This is a genomic window from Lentzea alba, from assembly GCF_047445655.1.
Taxonomy (GTDB): Bacteria; Actinomycetota; Actinomycetes; order Mycobacteriales; family Pseudonocardiaceae; genus Lentzea; species Lentzea alba_A.
The window spans coordinates 88,877-115,548 of record NZ_JAJAEG010000022.1; the positions used below are offsets into that span (position 1 = coordinate 88,877).

Consider the following 26,672-nt stretch of genomic DNA (forward strand, 5'->3'; position numbering starts at 1 on the left):
ATCTACGCAACGTTTGACGGCTCGTTGCAACGCATCGCGGATGAAATCGCTTGTTCAGCCCCCTAGCCTTGGAGGATGACCGCCATCGCTGACCACCACACCGCGGGAACCACTGATTTGGCTAGCGCTGACTACGTCGCCCTCGACGAAGAATGGAGCACCCACAACTACCACCCGCTGCCGGTGGTCATCTCGCACGGCGAGGGAGCGTGGGTCACCGACGTCGAAGGCCGCCGCTACCTGGACTTCCTGTCCGGCTACTCGTCGCTGAACTTCGGCCACCGCCACCCCGCCCTGGTGGCCGCCGCCGTCGAGCAGCTCGGCCGCGTGACGCTGACCAGCCGCGCGTTCCACCACGACCAGTTCGGCCTGTTCTGCCGTGAGCTCGCGTCGTTGACCGGCACCGAGATGGTGCTCGCGATGAACTCCGGCGCGGAGGCCGTGGAGTCCGCGATCAAGGTCGCGCGCAAGTGGGCGTACCAGGTCAAGGGTGTGCCGGAGGGCACCGCCGAGATCATCGTGGCCGGGTCGAACTTCCACGGCCGCACCACGACGATCGTGTCGTTCTCGACCGACGAGACGGCGCGCAACGACTTCGGGCCGTTCACGCCCGGCTTCAAGGTCGTGAAGTACGGCAACCTCGACGAGATCGAGTCCGCGATCTCCCCGCGCACGGCCGCCGTGCTGATCGAGCCGATCCAGGGCGAGGCCGGCGTCGTCGTGCCGCCCGCCGGGTACCTGGCCGGCATCCGCCGCCTGTGCGACGAGCACAACGTCCTGTTCATCGCCGACGAGATCCAGTCGGGGCTCGGGCGCACCGGAGAGCTGTTCGCGCTCGACCACGAGGGCATCCGCGCCGACCTCTACACGCTGGGCAAGGCGCTGGGCGGCGGCATCATGCCGGTGTCCGCCGTGGTCGGGTCGAAGGCCGTGCTGGGTGTGCTGAAGCCCGGCGAGCACGGGTCGACGTTCGGCGGCAACCCGCTCGCCTGCGCGGTCGGTCGCGCGGTCGTGCGACTGCTGGAGACCGGCGAGTTCCAGGAGCGTTCGCGCGAGCTGGGCGCGTACCTGCACTCGTCACTGGGCTCATTGATCGGTTCCGGGGTCGCTGAGGTGCGCGGGCGCGGGCTGTGGGCCGGTGTCGAGATCGCGCCGGGCGGTCCGGTCGGGCGTTCCGCGTCCGAGGCCTTGGCCGCGCGCGGGGTGCTGTGCAAGGAGACGCAGGCGACCACGCTGCGCGTCGCTCCCCCGCTGGTCATCACCCGTGACGAGATCGACCTGGGCGTGCAGGCGATCGCTGAGGTCGTTCGTCCCGTTTAGGGTGATTTTGTTCCGTTGGTAGGTCACAAATGCGGCGGACGGGCCACGTGGCTCGTCCGCCGCAGGCATAGTTACCCGTATGGGTGAACGGGTGCGTACTGAGGCCGCTGTCGCGCTGGGCAGGTGGACCGAGCCCGAGGAGATCTACGCGCAGGGCCGGGCGCTGCGGTCCTCTGTGGACTTCAAGGCGCACCGGTCCGCGTCGCTCGCTGCTCGCCGCCCTTCCGTGCTGGAGTTCATGAACGCCAGCAACGACGGGCGGCTGGAGCACCTGATCCCGTTGCGGGTGGGGCGGATGCTCGCCAACCCGTTCGCGTTCTTCCGCGGTGCAGCCGGGCTTCAGGCGGGCGACCTGGCCTCCGCACCGGCGACCGGCGTGCACGCTCAGTTGTGCGGTGATGCACACGCAGCGAACTTCGGCCTCTACGGCACGCCCGAGGGCCAGATCGTCATGGACATCAACGACTTCGACGAGACACTGCCCGGCCCGTGGGAGTGGGACCTCAAGCGGCTCGTCGCCTCGCTGGTGCTCGCGGGCCGGGTCGGCGGCGTGTCCGACAAGGGCTGCCGCGACGCCGCCGAGGACGCCGTGCGGGCGTACCGCGGCACGATCCGGCACCTCGCGGAGATCCCGTTCATGGACTCGTGGACCGCGCTGGGCGACGAGTCGACGCTGTCGAAGGTCAAGGCCGACGACCTGATCAACGACTTCTCCAAGGCCGCGGAGAAGTCGCGCAAGAACACCAGCGCCCGGTTCGCCGCGAAGTGGACCGCGCACGACGGCGAGAAGTGGCGGTTCATCACGAACCCGCCGACGTTCACGGACGTCACCCCGGAGACCGAGGCGGCCGTGATCGCCGCGCTGCCGTCCTACGTGGACACCCTGCGCGAGTCGCGGACGAACCTGATCATGCGCTACGGCGTGTCGGACGTGGCGTTCCGCGTCGTCGGCACCGGCAGCGTCGGCCTGCGCAACTACCTGATCCTGTTGCACGGCAACGGCTCCGAGGCTCTCGTGCTGCAGGCCAAGGAAGCCCGGCCGTCGGCGCTGCAGCCGTTCCTGGACGTCGAGGCCGCCAAGCACGAGGGCAAGCGGATCGTGCACGGCGCGCGGCTCGTGCAGGCCGAGAGCGACATCCTGCTGGGCTGGACGACGATCGAGGGCCGGCCGTTCATCGTGCGGCAGTTCCGCAACCGCAAGGGCGAGATCGACGCGACCACGTTGAAGCGCGACGACCTCGACGACTACGGCCGGTTCGCCGGCGCTCTGCTGGCCCGCGCGCACACGCGGTCCTTGGACCCGCGGCTGCTGGCCGGGTACTTCCAGAACGGCGACGGCGAGGCGCTGGACGAGGCGTTCGCGAAGTACGCGTTCGACTACGCCGACCAGACCGAGGCCGACCACGCCTCCCTGGTCGACCTGGTCAAGAACGGGAAGCTGCCCGCGCTCGTCGAATGATCGCTTCGGAGACAGGAGCACCGTCATGGCGCCGAGCGAGTGCCATGTGGAAGCGGCGTCGACGGGTCGATTACCGCGAGCGCGCCATCGAGCGTGCTGAGGACGAGCGACCGCACCCACGCTCCACCGTGCGCGGAATCGATTCCGACTGGCAGGCCCCCTGGGGGGATCGGGTCCCCACTCCAATCGTCTCAGGCAGGTCTGACAATTCCGGAAGCCGCGCGCGAGCAAGCCCGCGCGACTACGACGAGCACCGTGCCGCGATCCACGCCAGCAGCCGGCGGATCTGCCGGCGGCAGTGGGCGGACACCGCCGCGTGGTACCGGACGAAGACCGCGATGAACGCGCTTCCACGGGCNATTCCGGAAGCCGCGCGCGAGCAAGCCCGCGCGACTACGACGAGCACCGTGCCGCGATCCACGCCAGCAGCCGGCGGATCTGCCGGCGGCAGTGGGCGGACACCGCCGCGTGGTACCGGACGAAGACCGCGATGAACGCGCTTCCACGGGCCTGGTCAGCTGCGTCGCGAGTGCGGGAAGCCCAGGCTCGCGAGGCCTGCTGCCGGCGGCAGGATCGGGAGTGCTTTCAGGGTTGGCGCGGCTTGCTCGGGAGCGCGGCGATCAGGAACGCGAGGTTCGTCAGCGCGTTGAGCGGCTCGGCCCAGATCCCGGGCCCGAGGCGTTCGCAGCAGGCGTCAACCGACACGCCAGCGGTAGTACCCGACGCAGGTGAACAGAAAAATTGCATAGCCTGGCGTTATGAAGATCCGCCGCGCCGCCTCCCCCGACGACGTGTTCGCCGCCGGGCACCTGTTCGACGCGCCTCCCGTGCCGGAGGCGACCGCGCGGTTCCTCGCCCAGGACCACAGCCACCTGTTGATCGCCTACGTCGGCGACCAGCCCGCCGGGTTCGTGTCCGGAGTGGAGACGACCCACCCGGACAAGGGCACCGAGATGTTCCTCTACGAGCTGGGCGTGGACGACGCGTTCCTGCGCCGCGGCATCGGCACCGCTCTGGTCGAGGCGTTGAAAGCCCTTGCGGCCGAACGGGGTTGCTACGCGATGTGGACCGGCACCGCCGCGGGTGACGCGGCGGCGCAGGCCACCTACAAGAAGGCGGGCGGGTCGATCGACGACGGCGCCTTCGTCAGCTGGGACCTCGACTAGGTCCAGACTGGTTCGTCCACTTCGGACACCCTGCCGTCCGCCCGGAAGTGCAGGAACCGGTCGAACGACTTGGCGAACCACCGGTCGTGCGTGACCGCCACGACCGTGCCCTCGAAGTCGTTCAACGCGTCCTGCAACGCCTCCGCCGACGCGAGGTCGAGGTTGTCCGTCGGCTCGTCGAGCAGCAGCAGCGTGGCCCCGGACAGCTCCAGCAGCAGGATCTGGAACCGCGCCTGCTGCCCGCCGGAGAGGTTCTCGAACCGCTGGTCACCTGCCTTGTCGAGCCCGTAGCGCTTGAGCACGGACATGGCGGCACCGCGGTCCTTGCCTCTGCGTTGATCGTCGCCGTGCCACAGGATGTCCACGAGCGTGCGGCCGATCCACTCCGGGTGCTCGTGCGTCTGCGCGAACAGCCCCGGCACCACGCGCGCGCCGAGCTTCCACGCGCCGGTGGTGTTGACGTCGTCGCCGCCCAGCAGCCGGAGGAAGTGGCTCTTGCCGGAGCCGTTCGACCCCAGCACCGCGACCCGGTCGCCGAAGAAGATCTCCTGCGAGAACGGCTTCATGAGCCCGGTCAGCTCCAGCTGCTCGCACGTGATCGCACGAACACCGGTGCGGCCGCCCTTGAGCCGCGGGTTGACCTTCTCGTCCTGCGGGATCTCCGGCGGCGGGCCGGCTTCCTCGAACCGTTCCAGGCGCGCACACATGACGCGGTACTTCGGCGCCATCGACTCGTAGTACTTCGCCTGCTGCTGGAGCGTTCGCACGAGTTCCTTGAGGCGCTCGTGCTCCTCGTTCCAGCGGCGGTGATCCTCTTTGAGCTTCTCGATGCGCTTGTGGCGCGCGGCGTGCCACGTGCCGAACGAGCCGGCGTGCGTCCACGCGGAGTGCGCCTCGACCGTGACGACGTGCGTGGCGGCGTTGGCGAGCAGCTCGCGGTCGTGGCTGACGACGAACACGGCCTTGTCGGTGGTCTTCAGCCGCTCTTCGAGCCAGCGCTTGCCGGGGACGTCGAGGTAGTTGTCCGGCTCGTCGAGCAGCAAGACCTGTTCGTGGCCCCTGAGCAGGGTTTCCAGCACGAGGCGTTTCTGTTCGCCGCCGGACAGGGTGCGGACCTCGCGGAACCTCGCGCGGTCGTACGGCAGGCCGAGCGCGGCGACGGTGACGGTGTCCCAGAGGACCTCGATGTCGTACCCGTGGGCCTCGCCGTAGCCGGTGAGGGCGTTGGCGTACCGCATCTGGGCGGCTTCGTCGTCGGTCTCCATCAGCGCGAGCTCGGCTTCGTCGAGCTCCTTCGTCGCAGTGCGCAGCGCTTCGGGCGCGACCGAGAGCAGCAGGTCCCTGACGAGGCTGTCGTCCCGCACCGAGCCGATGAACTGCGGCATCACCGCGAGCCCGCCCTGCACGTGGACGCTGCCCTGCTTGGGGGTGAGCTCACCGGACAGGATCCGTTGCAGCGTCGTCTTGCCGACACCGTTCGCGCCGACGAGCGCGACCACGGTCCCGCCGCTCACCTTGAACGAGACGTCGCGGAACAGCTCCCTGCCGTCCGGCAGGGCGTACGCCAGCCCGTTCGCTTCCAGATAACCCACTGGGCGATGGTCGTGGGTCGCCGGTCATGAACGCCAGCGAGTTTCCGGCTAGCGGAGCTTGAGCGGGAACCTGCGCAGCACCAGCACGCCGGCCGTGACCAGCAGGCACTCGAAGGCGGGGCCGACCGCGCCGATCACCGTCAGCAACACCGTGAGGCCGCCGAAGACGAGCAGGAGGGCGTAAAACAGCCAGGGCCGCACCTGGCGGTTCATCGTGCGGGCGAGTCTCGGTTCGTCCGCCAGCAACCGCTGCTCGATCTCCTCGAGCGAGCGGCGTTCGGCTTCACTCAGCATCGGTGCCTCCGGAAGACGTCGGGACGTCATCATTCCCGCTCATCACCCAGTGGATACTCGAACGCCGCCGGAGTCAAACTAAGCATCGTTCAATCAGTCATGTGTTGCACGGCTCAGCGCGACCAATCGGGAAACCGCGCGCAGGTACTTCTTGCGGTAGCCGCCGCGCAGCATCTCCTCGGTGAACAACTCCGACAGCGGCTGCCCCGACACCGCGACCGGGATGTCGCGGTCGTAGAGCCGATCTCCGAACGCCACGAGCCTCAGCGCCACCGACTGATCCGGTGCTGACTTCACGTCCTTGAGGTGCACCGCGGTCACGCCGTCGACGAGGCGGCCGTACTTCGACGGGTGGATGCGGGCGAGCGCTTTGCACAGGTCGTCGAAGTCGTCGATGGTCGAGCCTTCGGTGTTAGAGGCTCTAACAACCAGTTCACCGTCTGACATCGGTGAGGGGGCGTCGGGCAGGCCGCGGTGGCGGTAGTCCGGGCCGTCGACGCGCACGACGTCGAACTTCGAGGACATCGACTGGATCTCGCGCAGGAAGTCGGCAGCGGCGAACCGGCCTTCGCCGAGCTTGTCCGGCAGCGTGTTCGAGGTGGCGGCGACGAACACGCCGGCCGCGATCAGTTCCTTGATCAGGCGCGTGACGAGCATGGTGTCGCCGGGGTCGTCGAGCTCGAACTCGTCGATGGCTAGCAGCTTGTGGCCTGACAGACGCTTCACGGCCTCGGGGAACGTCAGGACGCCGACGAGGTTCGTGAGCTCGACGAACGTGCCGTACGCCTTGGGACCCGGCACCGCGTGCCACAGCGACGCGAGCAGGTGGGTCTTGCCGACGCCGAAGCCGCCGTCGAGGTAGAGGCCGAGCTTGCCCTCGTCTTCCGTTCGGGAGCCGAACAGCGACCACTTCTTGCTGCGTTTCACGCTCACGCGGGCGGCGAACAGGCGCCCGGCCTCGACCGCGGCCGCCTGACTGGGCTCGTCCGGGTTGGGGATGTAGCTGTCGAAGCTGACGGTGTCGAACCTCGGCGGCGGCACCAGGTTCTCGATCAACTCGTCGGCCCCGACTTGGGGATCCCGGTCGGACAAGCGCATGCCCGCAGCCTATCGGCGTGATGGGATGGGTTCGTGCAGATGTTGTGGCCCTCACCGGGCGTTGAGATGACCGACACAGCCCTGGAGTCGCTCTACGCGTATCCGCCGGACCGCACGTGGGTGACCGCGAACTTCGTGTCCAGCGTGGACGGTGCGGTGTCGGTCGAGGGCCGCTCGGCCGGCCTGGGCTCGCCCGCCGACAAGCAGATCTACCTGCTCGGCCGCGAGCTCTCCGACGTCGTGCTGGTGGGCGCGGGGACCGTGTTGATCGAGGGCTACCGCGGCGCGCGACGTGCCAAGCCGTTGCCGATCGCCGTGGTGACTGCGCGCGGAACTTTGACCGCGGACCTGCCGCTGTTCACCGACACCTCGGTGCCGCCGATCGTGATCACCTGTGCGTCTGCTCAGCTTCCGCCGTTGCCCGCCGACGTGATCATCGCCGGTGACACCGAGGTCGATCTGAAGGTGGCGGTGGCCGAGCTCGCGGCGCGGGGGCTGCACCGGATCAACCTCGAGGGCGGGCCGCGGTTGTTCGGGACGATGGTCGCTTCAGGGCTGGTGGACGCGCTGAACCTGACGGTGTCGCCGTTGCTGGCGGTGGGGGACTCGTCGCGGATCGCGCACGGTGCGGTGATCCCGCCCGTGGATCTGACGCTGGCGTCCGTGCTGCGCGCGGACGACGTGCTGTTGCTGCGGTATCAGCGGCGAAATTCCAGCTGAAGGGGCAGGATGCACGCGTGGACCTACCGCTGACGCCACCGTTGCAGCCCATGCTCGCCACCGCTGTGGACGGCATCCCCGACTCGTCGGACCTGCTGTTCGAGCCGAAGTGGGACGGCTTCCGCTGCGTGGTGTTCCGCTCGGGCGACGAGGTCTTCCTGCAGTCCCGCAGCGGCAAGCCGCTCAACCGCTACTTCCCCGAGGTCGTCGCCTCGATGCTGGAGGTGCTGCCTGCGAAGGCGGTGGTCGACGGCGAGCTGGTGGTGGCGAAGAACGACGAGCTGGACTTCGACGCGCTGTCCGAACGCATCCACCCTGCCGCGTCGCGCGTGACGATGCTGTCCGAGTCGACGCCGGCCACGTTCGTCGCGTTCGACCTGCTGGCGCTGGGTTCCGACGTGCTGCTGGAGTCGCCGACGGTGGAGCGGCGTTCGCGGTTGCTGGAGCTACCGGGGTTGAACATCACGCCCGCGACGACTTCGGTCGAGACCGCGCGTCAGTGGTTCACGCTGTTCGAGGGCGCCGGGCTGGACGGCGTGATGGGCAAGCCGTCGGACGGCCCGTACACGCCGGGCAAGCGTTCGATGATCAAGGTCAAGCACGCGCGCACGGCCGACGTCGTGCTGGCGGGCCTGCGTTGGCACAAGGACACCGAGCCCGGCACCGCGGTCGGTTCGTTGTTGCTCGGTGTCTACGACTCCAACGACCTGTTGCACCACATCGGGGTCTGCGGCTCGTTCAAGGCCGCTGAACGCCGCTCGCTGGCCGCCGAGCTCGCGCCGTTGATCACCCAGTCCGACTCGCATCCGTGGGCGAATCCTGTGCCGGGGCAACGGATTCCGGGCGAGATCAACCGGTGGCGCGGCAAGCAGGCGGAGTACGTGGCGCTGCGGCCGGAGCGGGTGCTGGAGATCCACTACACCCAGACCGAGGGCGAACAGCCCGTGCGGCTGCGGCACAACGGGCAGTTCGCGCGGTGGCGGCCGGACCGCGAGCCGTTGTCGTGCCGCTACGACCAGCTGGAGATCCCGGCGCGCTACGACGTGGCGTCGGTGCTGAAGGGCGAGCTGAAGGCGCGCTGACCGAGCTCGCTGTCAGACCCCGCCACTAGAATCGAAATTGGGGGAACCCGGCAGGCGCCGTGTGTGTGGTGCGTCGCTATCAGGGCGAGTCGAGGCGGGCAGACCGCTCCTCCGCGCCGGCCGATCACCTCACTGCATTGGCCGACCTGCGCGCTGACGCGGTGCGGCTCCCGCGAGCTCACCGAGTACGCGACCTCGTCCGACGAGAAGGCGCTGCCGTTGTTGCGCGACGGGGCGCAGGCCCAGCAGATGGAGCTCGGCACGCTGCGCCCACGGGGAACCCAGCAGGCGCCGTGGTTTTCGTTATCAGGCGGGTCAGGGCGGGCAGACCGTGCCGTTCGACGGCACCTTCGCGTCGATCAGGTACTCGCGGACCGCCGTCGTCGCACAGCTCGACAACCCCAACGCGCCGTGCCCGCTGCCCTGCCAGCCGATCAGCGCCGAACCCGGCAGGCGCTGCGCCGCGTGTTCGGTGCCGGAGGCGGGGGTGGCGACGTCGTTGGCCGTGCTGAGCAGCACGATCGGCGGCGCGCTCTTGAGCTGGTCGACCTTCTCGGCCTTGGGCGGCGGGAAGGGGTTGCAGTGCAGCAGTTGGCGGGCGAACAGCGCGCCGAACATCTGGTGCTTGCTGGCCCAGTCGGCGGTGAGGGCCTTCACGCGGTCCGGCGGGATGCGGGTCGCGGTGTCGTTGCAGCCGATGACCAGGCCGGAGTCGAAGCGTGGCGGGTTCTCGTCGAGGTCGTTGACCATCGGGTCGAGGAGGGTGAACAGGCCGCTGCCGTCGCCGGCGCGGGCCTTCACGATCGCGTCGGCCAGCGCGGGCCAGCGGGAGCGTTCGGCCAGGCCTGCCACGATCGCGTTCAGGGCGGAGCCGGGCGTCAGGTCGACGTACTCGCCGCGGATCCGGTTGGTGCGCAGCTGGTTCAGCAGGGCCCGGACGTCCTCGCGCGGGTTCGCCAGCGCGCAGCCGCGGGTCTTGCAGTCGCGGGCGAACGCGTCGAGCGTCGCCTCGGCGGCGATGGCCCGTGACTCCAGGACGCCGACCTGGTCGAGCGTCGGGTCCGGGGCGCCGTCCATGACCATGCGGCCGATGCGGGTCGGGAAGCGCTGGGCGTAGGTGGTGAGGACGCGCGAGCCCTCGCCGATGCCGATGGCGTTGAGGCGCTCGGTGCCGATGTAGTCGCGGAGGCGTTCGAGGTCGGCGGCGGCGCGCCACGAGTCGAACGCGGTCAGCCTGCCTTCGAGGTCGAGCACGCACTCCTGCGATGCCTCACCTGCGGCGACGACGAGGTTCGACTGCTCGGTCTCGGCGGGGTCGTACTCGACGAGCTGCGCGCGGGTTCCGGCCGGCACGCACGCCATGCCGTCCGAGCGGCCGGTGCCGCGGCGGTCCATGCCGATGATCGTGTACGTGCTGAGCAGCTCTTTCGGCAACGTCGCGGCGAGCCGGGCGGCCTTCATCGTGCCGGGTTCGCCGCCGGGGTCGTTGACGACGACCAGCGCGCTCTTGCCCGTGCCGACGCGCATCAACGCGACCCCGAGCGTGCCGCGGCCGGGGCGTCCTGGCGGGTCGAGCACGACGGTCATGCGCGCGCACTCGTACTTCTGGTCGCCTTGTGGAACGTCGGTGCCGAGGCGGTCTTTCATCTGTTCGTTGCACGGCGACCAGCCCAGCGAGTCCGTCCGGTACTCGCCGAGCGGCGGCACGGGCTGCGGCCCCGCGAGCGCGCTCTGGTCGACGGGCTGGTTCTCCTCGCCCTTGACCGCGATCACCGGCCGGGTCGAAGGTCCCGCGCTGCACGCCGTCAGCACGCTCACTGCCAGTAGGGCCAAGGCAGCGCGACGCACAGATGTCCTCACTCTCGTTCACGATCCGGGTGCGATGAGCCTCGCACGCCCCAGGTGAGAACAAGGTGAGTCAAGCGACGACACTGGAACCATGGCTCACGCTGATCGGGTCCCCGCCCGCCTCATGGGCGCGATCCCGCCGCCGGCGCTCGTGCTGCTGGGCATCGTGAGCCTCCAGGTCGGCGCGGCCGTCGCGAAGCAGCTGTTCACGGTCGCGGGCGCGGCCGGCACGGTGACGCTGCGCCTGGTCTTCGCCGCGCTGGTGCTGCTCGCGATCTGGCGCCCGTCGTTGCGGATGGACCGCCGCACGTTCGTGGTCGTTGTCAGCTACGGCACGGTGCTCGCGGCGATGAACCTGTGCATCTACCACGCGTTCGAACGCATCCCGCTCGGCGCGGCGGTGACGATCGAGTTCCTCGGCCCGCTGGCGGTGGCCGTGGCAGGTTCACGGCGCTGGCTCGACGGCGTGTGGGTGCTGCTCGCCGGTGCCGGAGTGCTGCTGCTGACCCGCGCTCAGGGCGGTCTGATGTGGACGGGCGTGCTGTTCGCTCTGGCCGCGGCAGCGTGCTGGGCGGCGTACATCCTGCTGGCGGCGAAACTCGGCAGCAAGACCGCCGACGGCAAGGGCCTCGCGCTCGCGATGGTCGTGGGCTCGCTGATCGCGCTGCCGTTCGGCGTGACGTCGGCGGGCGCGGCGATGTTCGACCCGATCGTGCTGGCGGCGGGGTTCGCGGTGGCGTTGATGTCGTCGGTGATCCCGTACTCGCTGGAGCTGGAGGCGCTGCGCCGGATGCCGCCGCGCGTGTTCGGAATCCTGATGTCGCTGGAACCAGCGGTCGCCGCGCTGGCCGGTCTGGTGGTGCTGGGCGAGCACCTCAAGCCGGCGCAGTGGGTCGCTGTTTGTTGCGTGGTCATCGCTTCCGTCGGCGCGACCCGGTCGGCTCGGCCGGACGTCTAGTCTCGGACCACCGGCTGCCGGGCAGGCCTGTCCGAGACGGTAGATCGCCAACGTGGCGGCGCGGGAGATCCCGAGGGTGGGCTCCAGAATGCGTTGGGACCACACGGGTTCGGCGTTGCCAGGGGTGTGCGGCGCAGGACGCCCGGCCGGTTGGGCGGCATCGGTCTTTCGGGTCGTCATGATCCGCAGACCGTCTGATTCGCAAGCGCTTTCCGGCGCAGTCCGCTGTGGTGTCTGCAAGTACCACCAACCCAACATCAACTGACCTGTAGCCACACCCCAACTCGTCGACGAACGCCAGCTGGTTGGGTGTGGTTACAGGCGATTCGATCATGAGTTGGCGGTACTCGCAGACGCCAAAAGCAACCACGCTCAGGTCACCAGATCGGTGGAGCCCAACGTGCTCAGGAGTCCGACAACGCGGGCAGACGCGACGCAGGGAGCCTCCCCCGCCCGTGAAGCGCGGGGAAGCTCCCTGCCCGAATTCGATGTCAGCAGCTCGAACAGCAGCCGCAGCCGGGCCCCGTGCACCCGGAACAGCACCCACACGTACCCATCAGGGCCTCCCCGTCCTCCACAAGCCGGACCTGCGCGGGACATCCGCGCACCCCACGGTCCGCCCCGGCACCAGCCCTGGGAAGCCCCCTCACCCGAACGCGTCGGCACAACCACCGAGGCGTCGCAGCGCGTGATCTCGCTACGCGCCCAGGTCGTCCAAAGCCTTCTGAGCAGCCTCCAGTTCGGCGCGCAGTTGCTCCACGCGGGCGAGCTGCTGTGCACGCGCCGCGTTCAGGACGCCCTCGACGATCTCGGCGACCTCGGGCGTGAGCAGTTTCGCGGCCTGTGCGACCGCCGCCGGCGACACCGGGGTCGGGCGGACGGTCTTGCGCGTGCCCTGCAGCACCTCGACGGTCCACTCGCCCTCGCCGGCGGACACCAGTGTCACGGTGACCTCGGGCACGGCGTTCTTGGCCGACGGCTTGCGTGCGGGCTTCGCCACCACAGGTTCGGCGGGAGCCGCGGGTTTCGGCTTGGGGGCCGCGGGCTTCACCGGCGCCTCCGGAACGTAGGGGTAGAGGATCTCAGTCTCGCGCGGCGGCTCGGGCGGCGCAGGAGGAGGGGCCGCCGGCTTCTTGCGCGGCGGCGGTTTCTCCAGCGTCAGCTCGGCCGGGGAGAACGTCATCTCGTCCTTCGACCCCGTGGGGCGAACCTGGATGAAATCGCCCTCGGGAGGATCGGTGAACGCCAGCAGCTTCGCCGACTTCCCCGCCTCCATGCCCACCGCGGCCGCCGTGAACCACACCAGCGGCTGGGTACCTCCGTCCAGCTGCGAGCGCAGGCTGTCGACGTCCTCCGCCGACAGCCCGCTCTTCTTCGCCATCGCGCTGCCTCCCGCCGTTCGAACACCTGTGCCCCAGCATGCCCTACACCCCTGACAATTCTGAGCACCGGGTCGACGACAAGATCACTACGGGTTTCCGTCGGTCCCGCAGATGTAGCCCGCGTTGATGCAGTTCCGCACGCGACGTTCCAGCTCGGCGGGCTCCCACGCGTTCATGAAGTCGCCGTGGAACGTGTAGCCGGGCGCGCTCGTCACGTTCGCCCCGTTGATCGTGCCTCCCAGTGACAGCCCGGTGCCGTTCACCGGATAGGTGATCAGGAACTCCAGCCGCGGCACCACGACCGGGTGCGAGGCCGGGCAGACGAGACCCACCGCGAACGCCATGTGGTCCCGGTGGTTCGCCGAGTCGAGGTCCCGGCCGTTCCAACAGGTCGGGAAGTCCAGATACGTCTCGACCTTGGTGCCCGGCGGGCAGTTCAGGAAGTTGCGGTCCGACGGCGACTGCGTGGTGCACGACCACCGCGCCGCCGGGTTCTGGTCCGGAGACGTCGCCTTCGAGTTGCCGACGACGTACCGCAGCCCCTGCGGGTGCGCGACCGCCCTCTGCCGGTCGTGAATGCCCTGGTAGTAGATCGTCACGCTGTCCGGCGCGACGGCCTGCCCGTTCTTGTACAGCGTCGGCACCCAGTACGCCGACTTGTCCGACACGGGATTGCAGTTGGTCGAACCGGCCCGCAGCGACGTCAAAGTCGACCGCGCGTCCGTCGTCCGGTTGCCGAAGAACTCGTGCATGTGCGACACACCCGACTGGTTCTGGAACACGATCGGGTCGTCCTGCCTGCGATGACTGGCCGCACACGTCACCCGGAACTCGGAGCCCGGAATCGCCTGCTGCTCCACCATCGCCTGCGCCTGCTCAGCGCTGTAGACGTGACTGTGCCCCGCATGGGACACGCCCGGCTGATCTATGACAAGGCCGGCCGCCACGAGCGACACCGCCACCGCCGCGATGCCGATCGCCCCTCGAATCCGCACGTGCATGGAAACTCCTCTCGCACCTCGGTGTGTGAGAGCGCTCTCATGACAGGTACGGTAAACCCCATTGCCAGTGCGTGTCCACGTGAGGGTTGCTCAGGCTTCCTCGGCGCGCAGCCGGTACTCGCATCCGTACTCGACCGCGTACGACAGGTCGTAGACGTGCACGATCTTCGGACCGCCGTGCAGGTGCACGTACGTCACCGTCTGCTTCGGGTCCTCCGGCACGCACGGCAGCGAGTCGACCCGGCCGTCGAGAGGACCGCCGACGTACCGCACCACATAGGGCTGGGACAAGGCGACCTCCTCTCGCATTCCTCCCATAGTACGAGGTCGGCGAGTAGATCAGCCTCCGATACAGCCGGTTGGCTCACACTCCGAACCACCGGATGGCGAGTTCGTCCAGCGTGTCCGCCTTGGGCATGCCCTCCATGAACCACGTCATGTTGCTGTACACGTGCAACAACGTGTACGCCATCACGCGCCGAGGGTCAGGCGTCCGCCCGTACGCCTCCACCAGCGCCTTCCAACACTTCGGGTCGCCCTTGGTCACGAAGACGCCCGCGCCGACGAACTCGTACTCGAACGCCCCGCGCATCGCCGGCTCGAAGTCGAACAGCCCGGACAACTTCCCGTTCTGCTGCACCAGGTGCCCGGACATGACCTCGGTGTGCAACAACACCCCAGAAGACGCCTGAAGGTCCACGCTGTCGAGGAACTCCGGGATCTGCTCCAACCAGTGCTCGGCCAGCTTGTGCTTCCGTTGCTGCTCAACGCATCCCTGGCGTTGCCGAGCCACGAACGCATCCCAGTCCTGCGGCCCCAACACGACAGGCGGCTCGACCGAGTGCAGCGCGGCCAGCATCTCCCCGACCTGCCCGCTGATCGCGACATCTCGCACGGAAGGTTCCTCACCGTGCAATCGCGACATCAGCACGTACGCCCAGTCATCGAGCAGACCCGTGGCGTGCAGCCGTGGGGTCGGCACGGGCAGCCTGCCGTGCAACGCCTCCATGACCGCGACCTCGGTCGGCACCTCGTCGTGGTGCTCCGGCGGCCACAGCTTCAGCACGAGGTCGTCGCCGATGGCGAACACGGGCAGCGAGCCTTCCGAGAACCGCGTGACGTCACCACGCAGACCGAGGCGATCACGCAACAGTTCACCGTCAGGTTCCATGCCGCGATCTTCACCCACCGCTCAACCGAATTACCGGGTGTAGTCGACGAACGACATCTCCCCGGCCGCCCACCGCACCAGGCAGGCCAGCAACGGCCGGTCAGTCAGGTCCGCCAGTTGGCAGTACCTCGACAGCGCCGCACCGACCTCCGAAAGCGATTCGCCGGTGAAGGGCACACCGGACAGCGCGACCAACTCCGCCGCCACCGGCCAGTGGTGCCCTGCCTCCACCGCTGCCGCCGTGACCACTGCGACCAGGTCGCAGAACCCTTGATTGCCCATCCCGAACGTGGTCGACAGATTGCTCACCCCCGGCTTGCCGAGCGCGGCGATGATGTCCGGGAGCACCGAAGCAGGGATCGGCACGAGGTTGGGCAGCACCGGTGCCAGCAACTCCAGAGCGCGGCCGAGGCGGTGAGACCAGGAGCCGGTCACCACACTGATGGCGTGGACGAGCGGGCCCGCCACCAGTTCCCCGTTGGAAAGCTCGGCGTACAGCAGATCTCCTGCACCGTGGTGCTGGACGAAGGGCTCCGGATCAACGTCAAGGTGCCGCACTCTGCCCAGCACGACCTCATACGTCAGGGCGGGGTCGCCAGAGAGCAGACCGGCACCGAGCCTGATGTCCGTGTGCCGCTTGCGTTCCGCCGACGTTCGCTTGATCACGTCGCCCATCACGGCTGTGACCCTGTCGAGTTTCCTGCCGCGCATACCTCCCATCGACACCGCCAGGTCCATGTTGCCGGTGGCGCCAAGTGCGTCCAAGACGCGCTCCACCAGCGCCTCAGCGGTGGCAGTGCGCAGCGGGTAGTGCTCGAAGTACGACACGCAGAAGAGCAGGATCACCACCCGCACCCGCAGCGACTCGGCGTCGGACGCTTCAAGGAACGCCTGCACGCACTCGTCACCGCCGTCAGCGCGGAAGACGTCACGCAGCTGCAAGGCAACGCGGGGCAAAACATGGCTCTTGGCCGTCGTGATCATCGGCAGCAGGCAGGAGACGAGCTCCTCAGCGGTCGCACACGTGCGTAAGACGTGGTTGGCCGTGTAGTACTCCATGAACGTCCGGTGGGTGAAGCCGAACATCCGCTCACCGTCAGGCGAGGTGTCGACCTGCGTGAGCACCCAGGCGCGCTCGGCGCAGTAGTCGAGAAAGTCCTGCGCCTGCTGGTGATACGTGCGCGAGTCCTCCTCCTCGTGCTCCATCAGATGCGCAACGACGAGCCGTTTCAACGCAGATTCCTGTTCCGCTCCCTGGCCGTCCAGCGCGAAGAAAAAGTGCTGGGCCAACTCCTGCACGAGAAGCTTCGCCAGCCGCACCGAAGACCGGGTCGTCGAGGGCACGTGCGACACCGAGTCCCAGCGAACCAGCATCAGCTCGGCGCACTCGCGGTAGACGTCCGCGCTGTTCTCCGGGATATAACCCTCGCGCTGGTAAAGCATGCAGAGCAACGACAGCATCAACGGGTTCGACCTGAGGTCGTGCACATGGGTGCTGTCGCGCAGGAACGCCGCCGCCCGTTCCTCCGAGGTGACGAGGTGATGCGGCACCAGCTCGAACCAGGTCCGGATGTACTCGGCCACCTGGTCGTCGTCGAAGTCGGGCAGCCAGAAGACGGGGAACGCCGCGTCGTCCAGCTTCGCGATCAGGTAACTCTCTTCCCGGCACGTGACCACGATGCGCGCCAACGGAAACCGCGCGGCGAACGCCTCGATGGCGGTGACCGCGGCTCGGCGGGAGTTCACGTCGCCGACCTCGTCGAGACCGTCGAACACCGCCAGCCCACGCCCGACCTCGAACAGATCGGCCACCTGCTGCCGAGGCACCTCGCGTTGCACGAGCGGCCGGAGCTCTCGCGCGATGATCGTGACGAAATCCTCGGTCAACGACTGGTGCTGCTTGAACATCACGAGCATCGGCACCAGACCGCTGTCGTCACGGGCCACCCGGCGGATCAGGTTGCGGATGAACGTGCTCTTGCCGGCGCCGGGATTACCCACGACGACGAACCTGCGCGCGGTCACCGCGTTCTCGTCGATCGGAGGTCGGTTCTTACGCCTCACCTTGCGAGGCACGTAGATCTGCGACATCGCGAACCGGTAGTCCGCTTTGGCGTGCGGCATCACCATCCGTTCCCCGGCCGCGGCCGTCGCTTCCCGGATCGACGCGGCCACATCGAGTGCCGAGTCCCTGCGCTTGGGGTTGAGCGCGAGGCCGAGGCGTTCGGAGAGAGGCCGCTCGGGCCCGCAGACCCTGATCACGATCTTGTCGCTCGGGTCGATCCGGCCGGTGCTGGCGACTACGAGCACCTCGATTTCCTCCCACAACAGGTGAGCCAACCTGCGCGACTCGTCGTTCGCGAGCTTCGTCGCACCGGTGAACTCGTGCTGGAACGCGGAGCGGAGACGTGTCTCGTCGCCCTCGTTCCTGGGCACCTTCAACCGCGAGTGGCGGTAGTTGCAGAGCAGCTCGACCAGGCCGCTGCAACTGGGTCCGCGCAGGTAGGCCTCTGCCCGCTGCCGGGCGAGCGCGGACAGCGGGACACCCATGACGGGCATGCGCTTGATCGCCGCCTCGGCGATCTCCGCGGCAACGGACGAGATTGCGACCATGCCGAAAAGATCGGCACCAAACGGACCGGCGTTACTCCTGCTTGCGGGCGCGGGACGGCTGCACCCGCATCGGCTCGCCCGGCATCTTCGGGTAGTCCGGCGGATACGGCATCTCCCCACGGGGATCCGCCGCGTACCACTCCAGCAACGTCTCGATCCCGAACGCCTCGGAGTCCAGCGAAGCGTGCAGGTCGCCCCGCTCCTCCAGGAACTGAGGCACGGTCAGCACGTCGAAGTCATCAGGGTCCACAGTGGACAGCTCGTCCCAGGTGACCGGCGTCGACACGGTGGCCCGGGGAGTTCCCCGCACCGACCACGCGGAAGCGATCGTGCGGTCACGGGCGGCCTGGTTGAAGTCGATGAAGACCCGCTCACCGCGTTCTTCCTTCCACCAGGCCGAAGTGGCGAGCGTTGGTGCCCGCTTCTCCACCTCACGAGCCAGAGCGATCACGGCGTGGCGCACGTCGATGAAGTCCCACTCGGCCCGAATCCGCACGGCGACGTGGATTCCGCGGCCACCGGACGTCTTCGGGTACCCGGTCAGCCCGGCGTCAGCCAGCACCTCGCGCAACACTCCAGCGACACGAGCGGCATCACCGAAATCCGTCCCGGGCTGCGGGTCCAGGTCGATGCGCAGCTCGTCCGGATGATCGACGTCGGAACGACGCACCGGCCACGGGTGGAAGTCGAAGGTGCCGAGGTTCGCGGCCCACACGATCACGGCCTCGGAGGTCGGGCAGATCTCGTCGGCAGGGCGGCCGGACGGAAAGCGAACCTGCACGGTCTCCACAAACGAAGGCGCGCCCTTGGGCACACGCTTCTGGTAGAACGCCTCGCCCTCCACACCGTCGACGTACCGCTTCAAGACCACGGGCCGGTCGCGCAGCACGGACAGCAACACGGGCGCGACGGTGCGGTAGTACTCGACCACCTGCCCCTTGGTGATGCCCCGCGCGGGGAAGTACGGCTTGTCCGGGTTGGACACCCGCACGAGCTGGTCACCGACTTGGAGCTCGATCGCCTTCGACTTCGCAGCAGCCACGCCAGAACACTAAAGGCCCCGGACGAACGCCGCGAGCGCCAACTCGAAGCTGTCGCGGTCCAGCTCGCGGGCAACCCCAGGCAGCAAGTGGGCGCGGTCCAGGTGCGGATACCGGCCGGAGTAGTCGGCGGGATCGGCGGAGAAGCCCGAGGAGAACGACGACAGCGCCGAACCGAACACGATGTACATGAGGCCGGCGGCGATCATCGTGGCCTCGCGGCGTGACCAGCCAGCGTCGACCAGGGCGCCGTGCAGCAGGTCGAGCCGTTGCAGAGACTCGTCACGACCGGCCGGGCCGTAAGCCAGAAAAGGCACGATGTTCGGGTGTGAGGACAAAGCCGCACGATATGAGCGCGCGCACCGGAGCAGTCCTTCACGCCAGTCGACGGAGAAACCCGAGACGTCGACGGACGCCAGGATCGACGACGCGATGTCGTTCAGGAGCTGGTCCTTCGTGCGGACGTGCCCGTACAAGGATGCGGCCTGCACGCCCAGCGAAGCCGCCAGCTTGCGCATGGACAGGCCGTCCAGGCCGTCCCGGTCGATGATGTCCAGAGCCACCGACCGGATGCGATCGGGGCTCAGCAGAGGGGTGCTCGGCCGGGGCATGTGGGTTAACCTAACACTGTTCGGTTAATCGGGAGGACCCGTGGATCTGACGCTTTCGGACGAACACCGGCAGCTCAGGGAGCTGGCGCACCGCTTCACGGAGGAGCGGATCGTCCCCCACGCCCTGCGCTGGGATCGCGAGGAGGCGATCGACAAGGCGCTGGTCCCCATGCTCGGCGCCACCGGGTTCCTCGGGCTCGGCATCGACGAGAAGTACGGCGGATCGGGTGGCGACAACCTGGCGTACTGCCTGGTGCTCGAAGAGATCGCCAGAGGCGACTCAGCAGTCCGCGGCATCATCTCGGTCTCGCTCGGACTGGTCGCCAAGTCGATCGCGAAACACGGCACCGAAGAGCAGAAACAACGCTGGCTGCCAGGACTCACCGCGGGCACCCAGATCGGCTGTTTCGCCCTCACCGAACCCGGCACCGGCAGCGACGCGGGCAGCCTCGCCACCAAGGCCACCAAGACGGACAACGGCTACCTGCTCAACGGCCGCAAGGTCTTCATCACCAACGGCACCTGGGCGGACGTGGCACTCACCTTCGCCCGCACCGGAGGACCAGGCCCGAAAGGCATCTCGGCCTTCCTCGTGCCCACGGACACCAAGGGCTTCACCGCCACCGAGATCAAGGGCAAGCTCGGCATGCGCGGCCAGGCCACCGCCGAGATCACCTTCGAAGACGTCGAGGTCCCGGACGACGCCCTGCTGAGCGACGAAGGCTTCAAGCTGGCCATGCAGGCGCTCGACAAGGGCCGCATGTCGGTGGCCGCAGGCTGCGTCGGAGCAGCGAGAGGCGCCTTGGAGGCCTCACTCAAGTACGCCAAGGAACGCGAGCAGTTCGGCAAGCCCATCGCGGGCTTCCAGCTCGTGCAGGAACTCCTGGCCGACATGGCTGTGGAAACCGACGCGGCCAGGCTGCTGACCTGGCGCGTCGCCGACCTCGCCGACCGCAACGAAAAGTTCAGCACCGAGGCGAGCATGGCCAAGCTCTACGCCAGCGAAGCCGCGGTCCGGGTCGCCAACAACGCCATCCAGGTCTTCGGCGGTTACGGCTACATCGACGAGTACCCGGTGGGCAAGTACCTCCGCGACACCCGCGTCACCACCCTCTACGAGGGCACCAGCCAGATCCAGAAGTTGCTCATCGGTCGCGCGCTGACCGGCATCAACGCATTCCAGTAAAGGAACGAGAGACATGGACTTCACGCTCGACGAAGAGCAGAAGGAGATCCGCGACTGGGTGCGGACCTTCGTGCGCAAGGAGATCATCCCGCTGGAGCCGGAGGTGCTGCGCCGCGAACGCGCCGGCCAGCCGGGTCTGCCCAAGGAAGAGCTCAAAGCCTTGCAGGAGAAGGCGAAGGCCGCGGGCTTCTTCGGTGTCCTCACACCGCAGGAGTACGGCGGCATGGGCCTCGGCGCGATGATGACCGCGCTCATCGAGGCGGAGCTCGGCAGGTCGTTCGTGCCGTTCCGGTTCGGCGGCTACGCGGACAACATCCTGTTCCACGGCAACGAGGAACAGAAGCAGCGCTACCTGCTGCCGACGATCTCCGGCGAACGGGTGTCGTGCTTCGCGATCACCGAACCCGGTGCCGGCAGCGACGCCAAGGCCATCCGCACGACTGCCGTCAAGGACGGCAACGAGTGGGTCATCAACGGCGAGAAGACGTTCATCACGCAGGGCAACGAGGCCGACTTCGTGATGGTCTTCGCCATCACGGACAAGGAGAAGGGCGCCGACGGCGGCGTCACGTGCTTCCTCGTCGACCGCGACATGGGATGGAAGTCCGAGCCCATCCCGACGATGGGCCAGTGGGGCCCGGCGGCACTCGTGTTCGACAACGTCCGGGTGCCCGAGGAGAACATTCTCGGCGAGCTCGGCAAGGGCTTCAACCTCGCGATGCAGTGGATCGGCCAGGGCCGCTACCTGCTGCCCGCCCGTGCGCTCGGCAGCGTCGAACGCCTGGTGGAGATGTCGATCGAGCAGGCCAAGAACCGCGTCACGTTCGGCCAGCCCATCGCCGAGTACCAGGCCATCCAGTGGATGATCGCCGACTCCGCGGTCGAGATCGAGGCGCTGCGCTGGCTCGTGCTGCACGCCGCGTGGCTCGTCGACCAGAAGCAGGACTCGCGGCAGGCGCAGTCCATCGCCAAGCTCTACGGCGGCATCAAGGCCAACGAGATCGTCGACCGCGTCCTGCAGATCCACGGCGGCATGGGCTACACCCGCGAGCTGCCGATCGAGCGCTGGTACCGCGAGCTGCGGCTGCTGCGGATCTACGAGGGCACCGACGAGATCCAGCGCCGCACGATCGCCCGCAACCTCCTCAAGGGTCACGCGAACGTTCGAGGCACGCTGGGCTAATGCTCGACCACACCGTCCTCGGCGTCGTCGAACGACAGGTCCGCACCTGGTCGGCCGACGACGCCGAGGTGTACGCAAGAGCAGTCGGCGGCTACTCCCCCGCGTTCGCCATCCCGTTGCTGCAACAGGGTGGTCCGCAGCTCGGCCTCACCGGCGCGGACATGACCCAGGTCCTGCACGCCGAACAGTCGCTGTGGCTGCACAAAAAACTCCCGGCACACGGCTCGACCGTCGTCACCAAGACCGTGACCGATCTCTTCGACAAAGGCTCCGGCGCACTCGTCGTGAGCACCTGGGAGTCGGAGTACGCGACAACGCGCTCGTCGTGCTTCATCAAGGGCGAAGGCGGATTCGGCGGTTCACGTGGAGGAACAAACCGCTTCGAGGTACCAAACGAGACGCCCGAAACCAGCATCTTCAAGACTTCCCACGACCAGGCGCTGCGCTACTGCGAGACCGGCGACGTCAACCCGATGCACCACGACGCCGAGTTCGCACGCGGAGCAGGCTTCCCGAAACCCATCCTGCACGGCCTGTGCACGCTGGGAATCACCGTGCGCGGCAAGGCTTTCATCGGGCTGCACGCGAGGTTCACCGCCCCGGTGTTCCCCGGCGACGAGCTGCGGATCGAGCACTGGCCGACCGGCGAGTTCCGCACGTGGGCGGGCGATCGGCAGGTGCTGATTGGTTCGGTTTTCCGAAGTGGACGGCCGTGAAAAACCCGCACGATCGGCCACATGAGTAGTGCCCTGGCAACCCTGGACTCCGGAATCGAACCGGTGCGGGTGGCGGTGGAGTCCCGCGACCTGATCAGCGCCGCCGGCGTGACGCACCTGCTGAGGAACACACCGCGCGTGCGGGTCGTGCCGGACCGGACAGACGCACACGTGTTGCTCGCCGTCGTCAACGAGCTGTGTGCGCAACAGGCGGCACGACTGAAAGCCACCGGATCGCCCAAGATCGTGGTGATCGCGGCACGGGTGCACGACCTCACGCCGTCGATCGCCGCACAGGCCGGTCTCGCGGTTCCCTTGCGGCGCGCGGACGTCAACCCCGAACGCCTGATCAAGCTGCTCGTCAACGGTCCGGCGGTGCAGGAACCTGCCAGGGTGCTGAACGATCGCGACCTGCAGCTGTTGCGGTTGCTGGCCGACGGGGCGACGATCGCGGAGGTCGCCGCGCGGCTGTTCTGCTCGGAGCGGACCGTGAAGTACGCGCTGCACCAGCTGCTCGACCGGTTCGGGCTGCGCAACCGGGTGCACGCCGTCGCGTGGGCGCTCCGCTCCGGACTGCTCTAGGACGCGTAGTACTGCTCCCAGGTGATGGTGCCCAGCAGCACGTCGTGCACGTCGTGTTCGGGCGCGGCGGGCACGATCGTGGTCTGTTCGTCGTTCTGACCGGACATCGTCGGCTCCTGTCGTTTTGGCGCTGTTGAAAGCGAAGAACGACGAGACGACGGCTCCCGGTTCACATCCGTTTGGGTGACAACGAGTCTCAAATGGCGCCGAAGACCGCGGACAGCTGAACCCGCCGGCAGATCCCGGCCTTGCGGTAGACCCTCGTCAGGTGCAGCTCGACCGCGCGCTGCGTAACGTTGAACCGGGTGGCGATCGCCCGGTTCGTCTCCCCCTCCAGCACCAGCCGCACGATCCTCGCCTCGTGCGGCGTCAGCTTCCCCCACGCCGCCCCGCGCACCGGTTTCCGCGGCACCTGCAACGCAATCCGCGCCTGCTCGGCGACTTCAGCCGCCCCGGCCCGTTCCGCATCGGCCAGCGCGGCCCGCGGCGACCCGAGCGCGAGATGCATACGGGCCCGTTGGTGCAACAACACCGTGCACACCGGCGCCGGCGGCAACGTGCCCAGGTAGCCGAGCCGCACCAGCATTTCCCGTGCCTCATCGGGTCTTCCACTGTCCACACAGGACGCGACGAACGCCGCCGCGCCCAGCGCCACGCAGCCGCGCAAAGGTGAGTCACCAGCGAGGTCCTGCATCAACCGGGAAACCTCGGCGTGGTCGCCACGGCGCGCCCACATCTCCTCTGCCACCGGCCAGTCACCGACGCCCACGTCGCCGCCCAGGGCACCGAGCACGTCCTCGTCGCACTGCCACTCGACCACGACAGCGGCGAGCAGGTCCGCGGCGTCGGGCACCCACCGCCACAACCTCGTGAGCTCATCGGCGTGCGGCGCAATCCCCCACCGCAGATGGAGATCCGCCATTCCCTCCGCCACCTGCGCGGCCGTCTCGCCGCTCATCGGCTCACGCAGAGCTGCCCGCAGACACCGCACCGCGTGTTCCGGCCTTCCAGCAGCCCGGTGCAACCGCGCAGCCGCACCCAACACCGGCGCCACCCATTGCGCCCCAACGGGTCTGGCGCACGCCACAACGTGCTCGGCCACCGCGGTCACCGGATCACACCGCCGGTACATCACCTCAGCAGCCGTGCGGTGCAAGCGTTCCCGAGCCTCAGGAGCCGCCTCGTGCCGGATCGCATGCCCCAAGGCGGGCGACCGGAGCCGCATCGGCTGATCCACCGCGAGTCGTGCGTCCACAAGGCGTTCAAAGGCCGCGAGCGCCTGAAAAGATCCCATCCCGGCTACCTCGCCCAGCAGGTCCAGTGGCGCTTCCCCCAGCACGGCCAACGCTCGGGCAACGGCCACGGCTTCCGCGTCCAACCCCTGCCAGTACCGCCGCACCGCCCGCAGCAACCTCGGCAGCCGCAGCCCGGAAAGCCGGTCGCGCAAGCAGTCCGCGGAAGTGACGAGGTCCAGCACGTCGCTCACCACGCCCGGCGCACCACCGCTGTACGCGAGAAGCAGGCCGGCCAGCTCCGGTGAGTCGACGTCGAACCGGCGCCGGACCATCTCGGCCACCGCGTCGGAGCCGATCGGCCGCAACGGCACCCGCACGGCGTCCGCGAGCAGATCCGCCAGCCCCTCCGGCGGCGACACCGGATCGACGTCACCGGCGAGCAGCACCGCGCCCTCGAACCGCGAAAGCCGCTCGATCTCGTCGGCCGAGAGCTGCTCGACGTCGTCCACCACGAGCAACGTGCCCGGCCCCAGCCCGCGCACCGGCCGCAACCCGCTGCGCACCGCGATCGACGACGCGACGGACAGCAGCGCGCTCTTGCCCATCCCCGCCGCACCGTGCACCAGGCACGAACCCACTCCGCTCCCGAGCGCCTCTGTCAAGGCTGCGACCTCGCGCTCGCGCCCGACGAGGCTGTGACGTGGGACGACCATGCCATCCAGGTAATCGGCCGTTGCCCGAAAGGGCCATGCAGAAGCACCGGCAGAAGTTCCGGTGAGCGGAATGCATCCGATCAGAACGTCAGGCGTGGATACGTTCGAAATGTGAGCACTTATGACGCGGTTGTGGTGGGTGGAGGGCACAACGCGCTCGTCACGGCGGCGTGCTTGGCGCGGGCCGGACGAAGTGTGGTGGTCCTCGAAAGCAATGACAGGGCCGGCGGGTTCGTCCGCACCGACGAGCTGACGCTGCCGGGCTTCCGGCACGACACCTACGCGACGGCGATGCCGTTGTTCCTCTCCGGGGCCGCGTGGGCGGACCTCGGCGAGGACCTGACCAGGGCGGGGCTGGAGTTCCGCAACACCGCCAAGCCGACCGGGGTGTCGTTCCCCAGCGGTGAGGCGACGTTCATGTCCACGAACGTCGAGGAGACGGTCGCCGAGCTCGACCGGGTCGCACCCGGAGACGGCGCGGCGCTGGCGACGTTGCTGGAGGACTTCGGACCGTACATCGGGCCGGTGTTCGGGCTCTTCGCGCAGGACCTCGCCGAGTCGCGCAAGGAGATCGGCGAACTCATGGGGGACAACGAGTTCGCGTACCTGTTCATGATGTCCGCGCGGCACCTGCTGGAGGAGCGCTTCCGCTCACCGCTCGTGCGCGCGATGTTCGCGCCGTGGGCCACGCACCTCGGCCGCGGCGTCGACGACGCGAACAGCGGCCTGTGGGTGATCCTCGTGCTGCTGGCGTTGCAGCAGGCGGGAATGCCGACTCCGGCGGGCGGCGCCGAGCAGCTCGTCCACGCCCTGAGCACGGTGATCACCAAGAACGGCGGGGAGATCCGCACCAGCACGCCGGTCAACAAGATCATCCTGCAGCACGGCAGGGCGATCGGCGTCGAGACCGCGCACGGCGAGTTCGTCGGCGGCGACACCGTGGTCGCGAGCGTCAACCCGGACCAGCTCTACCTGCGGCTTCTCGCGCACGAACCGGACGCCGTGCCGCCGCTCATCCGCAGGCAGGCCGAGCGGTACCGCTACGGACTCGGTGTCGTGCAGGTGCACCTGGCGTTGTCGGAACCGCCCTGCTATCCGGAACCGTTGCAAGGCGTCGGCCAGCCGCACTTCACGACCGGGCTCGACGGGGTGTCGAAGGCGCTCAACGAGGCGGTGCGCGGCCTGTTGCCCGCCTCTCCGACGATCTCGTTCGACGTGCCCTCAAGTCTCGACCCGTCGAGGTGCCCGGAAGGCCGGGCGGTGGCGCGGTTGCAGATCCTGGAGGTGCCGACGGTCCCGCGCGGTGACGCGACCGGCGAGATCGACGCCGACGGCGAGTGGACCGAGGACCTGAAGAACAGGTTCGCCGACCGGATCGTGGAGATCTGCGGTCAGCACGTGCCGAACCTGCCGGGCGCCGTCCTCGGCCGACACGTCATCTCCCCCGCGGAGCTGAAGGCGCACAACGTCAACAGCGGCCCCGGCGCACCGTTCGGCGGCAGTCACGACCTCGCGGGCAGCTACGTCTTCCGCCCGTTGCCCGGGCAGCCGAGCCACACCACGACGGTGCCGAACGTGCACCTCGTGGGCGCGGGGACCTGGCCCGGTCACGGCGTCAACGGCGGTTCCGGGCACGTCGTCGCCCGCAGGCTCCTGGACGGAATTGGTAATGGCAACACGCCGGTGTGAACCATTTCGGCCC

Annotated in this window: 23 protein-coding genes; 11 read left to right on the forward strand and 12 right to left on the reverse strand. The window is 68.4% G+C overall.

What is annotated here, in order from left to right:
* Positions 1–75: 75 nt before the first annotated feature.
* The 3 genes from rocD to LFM09_RS32365 all read left to right on the forward strand — a co-directional run bounded on the left by rocD (position 76) and on the right by LFM09_RS32365 (position 3,945).
* Positions 76–1,320: an ornithine--oxo-acid transaminase gene (rocD, locus tag LFM09_RS32355; RefSeq protein WP_414100371.1), complete on the forward strand. Its 1,245-nt coding sequence runs from the start codon at positions 76–78 to the stop codon at positions 1,318–1,320.
* 79 nt (positions 1,321–1,399) lie between these two features.
* Positions 1,400–2,779 (forward strand): DUF2252 domain-containing protein, encoded by a 1,380-nt coding sequence (locus LFM09_RS32360; RefSeq protein ID WP_414100372.1) that lies wholly within the window; start codon positions 1,400–1,402, stop codon positions 2,777–2,779.
* Positions 2,780–3,537: 758 nt separating this feature from the next.
* Positions 3,538–3,945, forward strand: a complete 408-nt coding sequence (locus tag LFM09_RS32365) for a GNAT family N-acetyltransferase (protein WP_414100373.1) — start codon at positions 3,538–3,540, stop codon at positions 3,943–3,945.
* Here LFM09_RS32365 and LFM09_RS32370 read toward each other — a convergent pair.
* The 3 genes from LFM09_RS32370 to zapE form a co-directional block, all read right to left on the reverse strand.
* Positions 3,942–5,537: an ABC-F family ATP-binding cassette domain-containing protein gene (locus tag LFM09_RS32370; RefSeq protein WP_414100374.1), complete on the reverse strand. Its 1,596-nt coding sequence runs from the start codon at positions 5,535–5,537 to the stop codon at positions 3,942–3,944. The two genes, LFM09_RS32365 and LFM09_RS32370, sit on opposite strands and share 4 nt — an antisense overlap.
* A gap of 48 nt (positions 5,538–5,585) precedes the next feature.
* Positions 5,586–5,831: a DUF3040 domain-containing protein gene (locus LFM09_RS32375; protein WP_414100375.1), complete on the reverse strand. Its 246-nt coding sequence runs from the start codon at positions 5,829–5,831 to the stop codon at positions 5,586–5,588.
* 93 nt (positions 5,832–5,924) lie between these two features.
* Entirely contained in the window at positions 5,925–6,929 is a 1,005-nt protein-coding gene (gene zapE / locus LFM09_RS32380) for a cell division protein ZapE (protein ID WP_414100376.1), read from the reverse strand.
* A gap of 66 nt (positions 6,930–6,995) precedes the next feature.
* On the opposite strand from zapE, the gene LFM09_RS32385 reads away from it, so the two are divergent.
* Both LFM09_RS32385 and LFM09_RS32390 read left to right on the forward strand, forming a co-directional pair.
* Positions 6,996–7,649, forward strand: a complete 654-nt coding sequence (locus LFM09_RS32385) for a dihydrofolate reductase family protein (protein ID WP_414100377.1) — start codon at positions 6,996–6,998, stop codon at positions 7,647–7,649.
* Between the two features lie 17 nt (positions 7,650–7,666).
* Entirely contained in the window at positions 7,667–8,731 is a 1,065-nt protein-coding gene (locus LFM09_RS32390; protein ID WP_414100378.1) for an ATP-dependent DNA ligase, read from the forward strand.
* A gap of 315 nt (positions 8,732–9,046) precedes the next feature.
* Here the strand turns inward: LFM09_RS32390 and LFM09_RS32395 are convergent, their stop codons facing one another.
* Positions 9,047–10,549 (reverse strand): alpha/beta fold hydrolase, encoded by a 1,503-nt coding sequence (locus LFM09_RS32395; protein WP_414100379.1) that lies wholly within the window; start codon positions 10,547–10,549, stop codon positions 9,047–9,049.
* Positions 10,550–10,670: 121 nt separating this feature from the next.
* On the opposite strand from LFM09_RS32395, the gene LFM09_RS32400 reads away from it, so the two are divergent.
* Positions 10,671–11,537, forward strand: coding sequence for an EamA family transporter (locus LFM09_RS32400; protein WP_414100380.1), 867 nt, complete (start codon positions 10,671–10,673; stop codon positions 11,535–11,537).
* Positions 11,538–12,234: 697 nt separating this feature from the next.
* Here LFM09_RS32400 and LFM09_RS32405 read toward each other — a convergent pair.
* The 7 genes from LFM09_RS32405 to LFM09_RS32435 all read right to left on the reverse strand — a co-directional run bounded on the left by LFM09_RS32405 (position 12,235) and on the right by LFM09_RS32435 (position 19,355).
* On the reverse strand, positions 12,235–12,918 hold the full coding sequence (locus tag LFM09_RS32405) for a DUF6319 family protein (protein ID WP_414100381.1): 684 nt from the start codon (positions 12,916–12,918) through the stop codon (positions 12,235–12,237).
* A gap of 87 nt (positions 12,919–13,005) precedes the next feature.
* A complete protein-coding gene (locus LFM09_RS32410; RefSeq protein ID WP_414100382.1) occupies positions 13,006–13,920 on the reverse strand; it encodes a DUF1996 domain-containing protein in 915 nt (304 codons plus the stop codon).
* A gap of 90 nt (positions 13,921–14,010) precedes the next feature.
* A complete protein-coding gene (locus tag LFM09_RS32415) occupies positions 14,011–14,229 on the reverse strand; it encodes a hypothetical protein (protein WP_414100383.1) in 219 nt (72 codons plus the stop codon).
* A gap of 55 nt (positions 14,230–14,284) precedes the next feature.
* Positions 14,285–15,091: an aminoglycoside phosphotransferase family protein gene (locus LFM09_RS32420; RefSeq protein WP_414100384.1), complete on the reverse strand. Its 807-nt coding sequence runs from the start codon at positions 15,089–15,091 to the stop codon at positions 14,285–14,287.
* 30 nt (positions 15,092–15,121) lie between these two features.
* The gene (locus tag LFM09_RS32425; protein ID WP_414100385.1) at positions 15,122–17,704 is read right to left on the reverse strand and encodes an NACHT domain-containing protein; all 2,583 of its coding nucleotides are present in this window, start codon (positions 17,702–17,704) and stop codon (positions 15,122–15,124) included.
* Between the two features lie 31 nt (positions 17,705–17,735).
* Positions 17,736–18,746, reverse strand: coding sequence for a non-homologous end-joining DNA ligase (ligD, locus tag LFM09_RS32430; RefSeq protein WP_414100386.1), 1,011 nt, complete (start codon positions 18,744–18,746; stop codon positions 17,736–17,738).
* Between the two features lie 9 nt (positions 18,747–18,755).
* On the reverse strand, positions 18,756–19,355 hold the full coding sequence (locus LFM09_RS32435; protein ID WP_414100387.1) for a TetR family transcriptional regulator: 600 nt from the start codon (positions 19,353–19,355) through the stop codon (positions 18,756–18,758).
* Between the two features lie 40 nt (positions 19,356–19,395).
* On the opposite strand from LFM09_RS32435, the gene LFM09_RS32440 reads away from it, so the two are divergent.
* The 4 genes from LFM09_RS32440 to LFM09_RS32455 are packed head-to-tail and all read left to right on the forward strand — an operon-like array spanning position 19,396 to position 23,022.
* Entirely contained in the window at positions 19,396–20,541 is a 1,146-nt protein-coding gene (locus LFM09_RS32440; RefSeq protein WP_414100388.1) for an acyl-CoA dehydrogenase family protein, read from the forward strand.
* 13 nt (positions 20,542–20,554) lie between these two features.
* On the forward strand, positions 20,555–21,724 hold the full coding sequence (locus LFM09_RS32445; protein ID WP_414100389.1) for an acyl-CoA dehydrogenase family protein: 1,170 nt from the start codon (positions 20,555–20,557) through the stop codon (positions 21,722–21,724).
* Entirely contained in the window at positions 21,724–22,440 is a 717-nt protein-coding gene (locus tag LFM09_RS32450; protein WP_414100390.1) for a MaoC/PaaZ C-terminal domain-containing protein, read from the forward strand. The genes LFM09_RS32445 and LFM09_RS32450 overlap by 1 nt, the downstream gene beginning before the upstream one ends.
* A gap of 21 nt (positions 22,441–22,461) precedes the next feature.
* Positions 22,462–23,022 carry a LuxR C-terminal-related transcriptional regulator gene (locus tag LFM09_RS32455; RefSeq protein ID WP_414100391.1) on the forward strand — a complete coding sequence of 187 codons (561 nt, stop codon included), beginning with the start codon at positions 22,462–22,464 and terminating at the stop codon, positions 23,020–23,022.
* A gap of 196 nt (positions 23,023–23,218) precedes the next feature.
* On the opposite strand, the gene LFM09_RS32460 is transcribed toward LFM09_RS32455, so the two are convergent.
* On the reverse strand, positions 23,219–24,970 hold the full coding sequence (locus tag LFM09_RS32460) for a LuxR C-terminal-related transcriptional regulator (protein ID WP_414100392.1): 1,752 nt from the start codon (positions 24,968–24,970) through the stop codon (positions 23,219–23,221).
* A 111-nt stretch (positions 24,971–25,081) separates the two neighbouring features.
* On the opposite strand from LFM09_RS32460, the gene LFM09_RS32465 reads away from it, so the two are divergent.
* Entirely contained in the window at positions 25,082–26,659 is a 1,578-nt protein-coding gene (locus LFM09_RS32465; protein WP_414100393.1) for a phytoene desaturase family protein, read from the forward strand.
* Positions 26,660–26,672 lie beyond the last annotated feature (13 nt).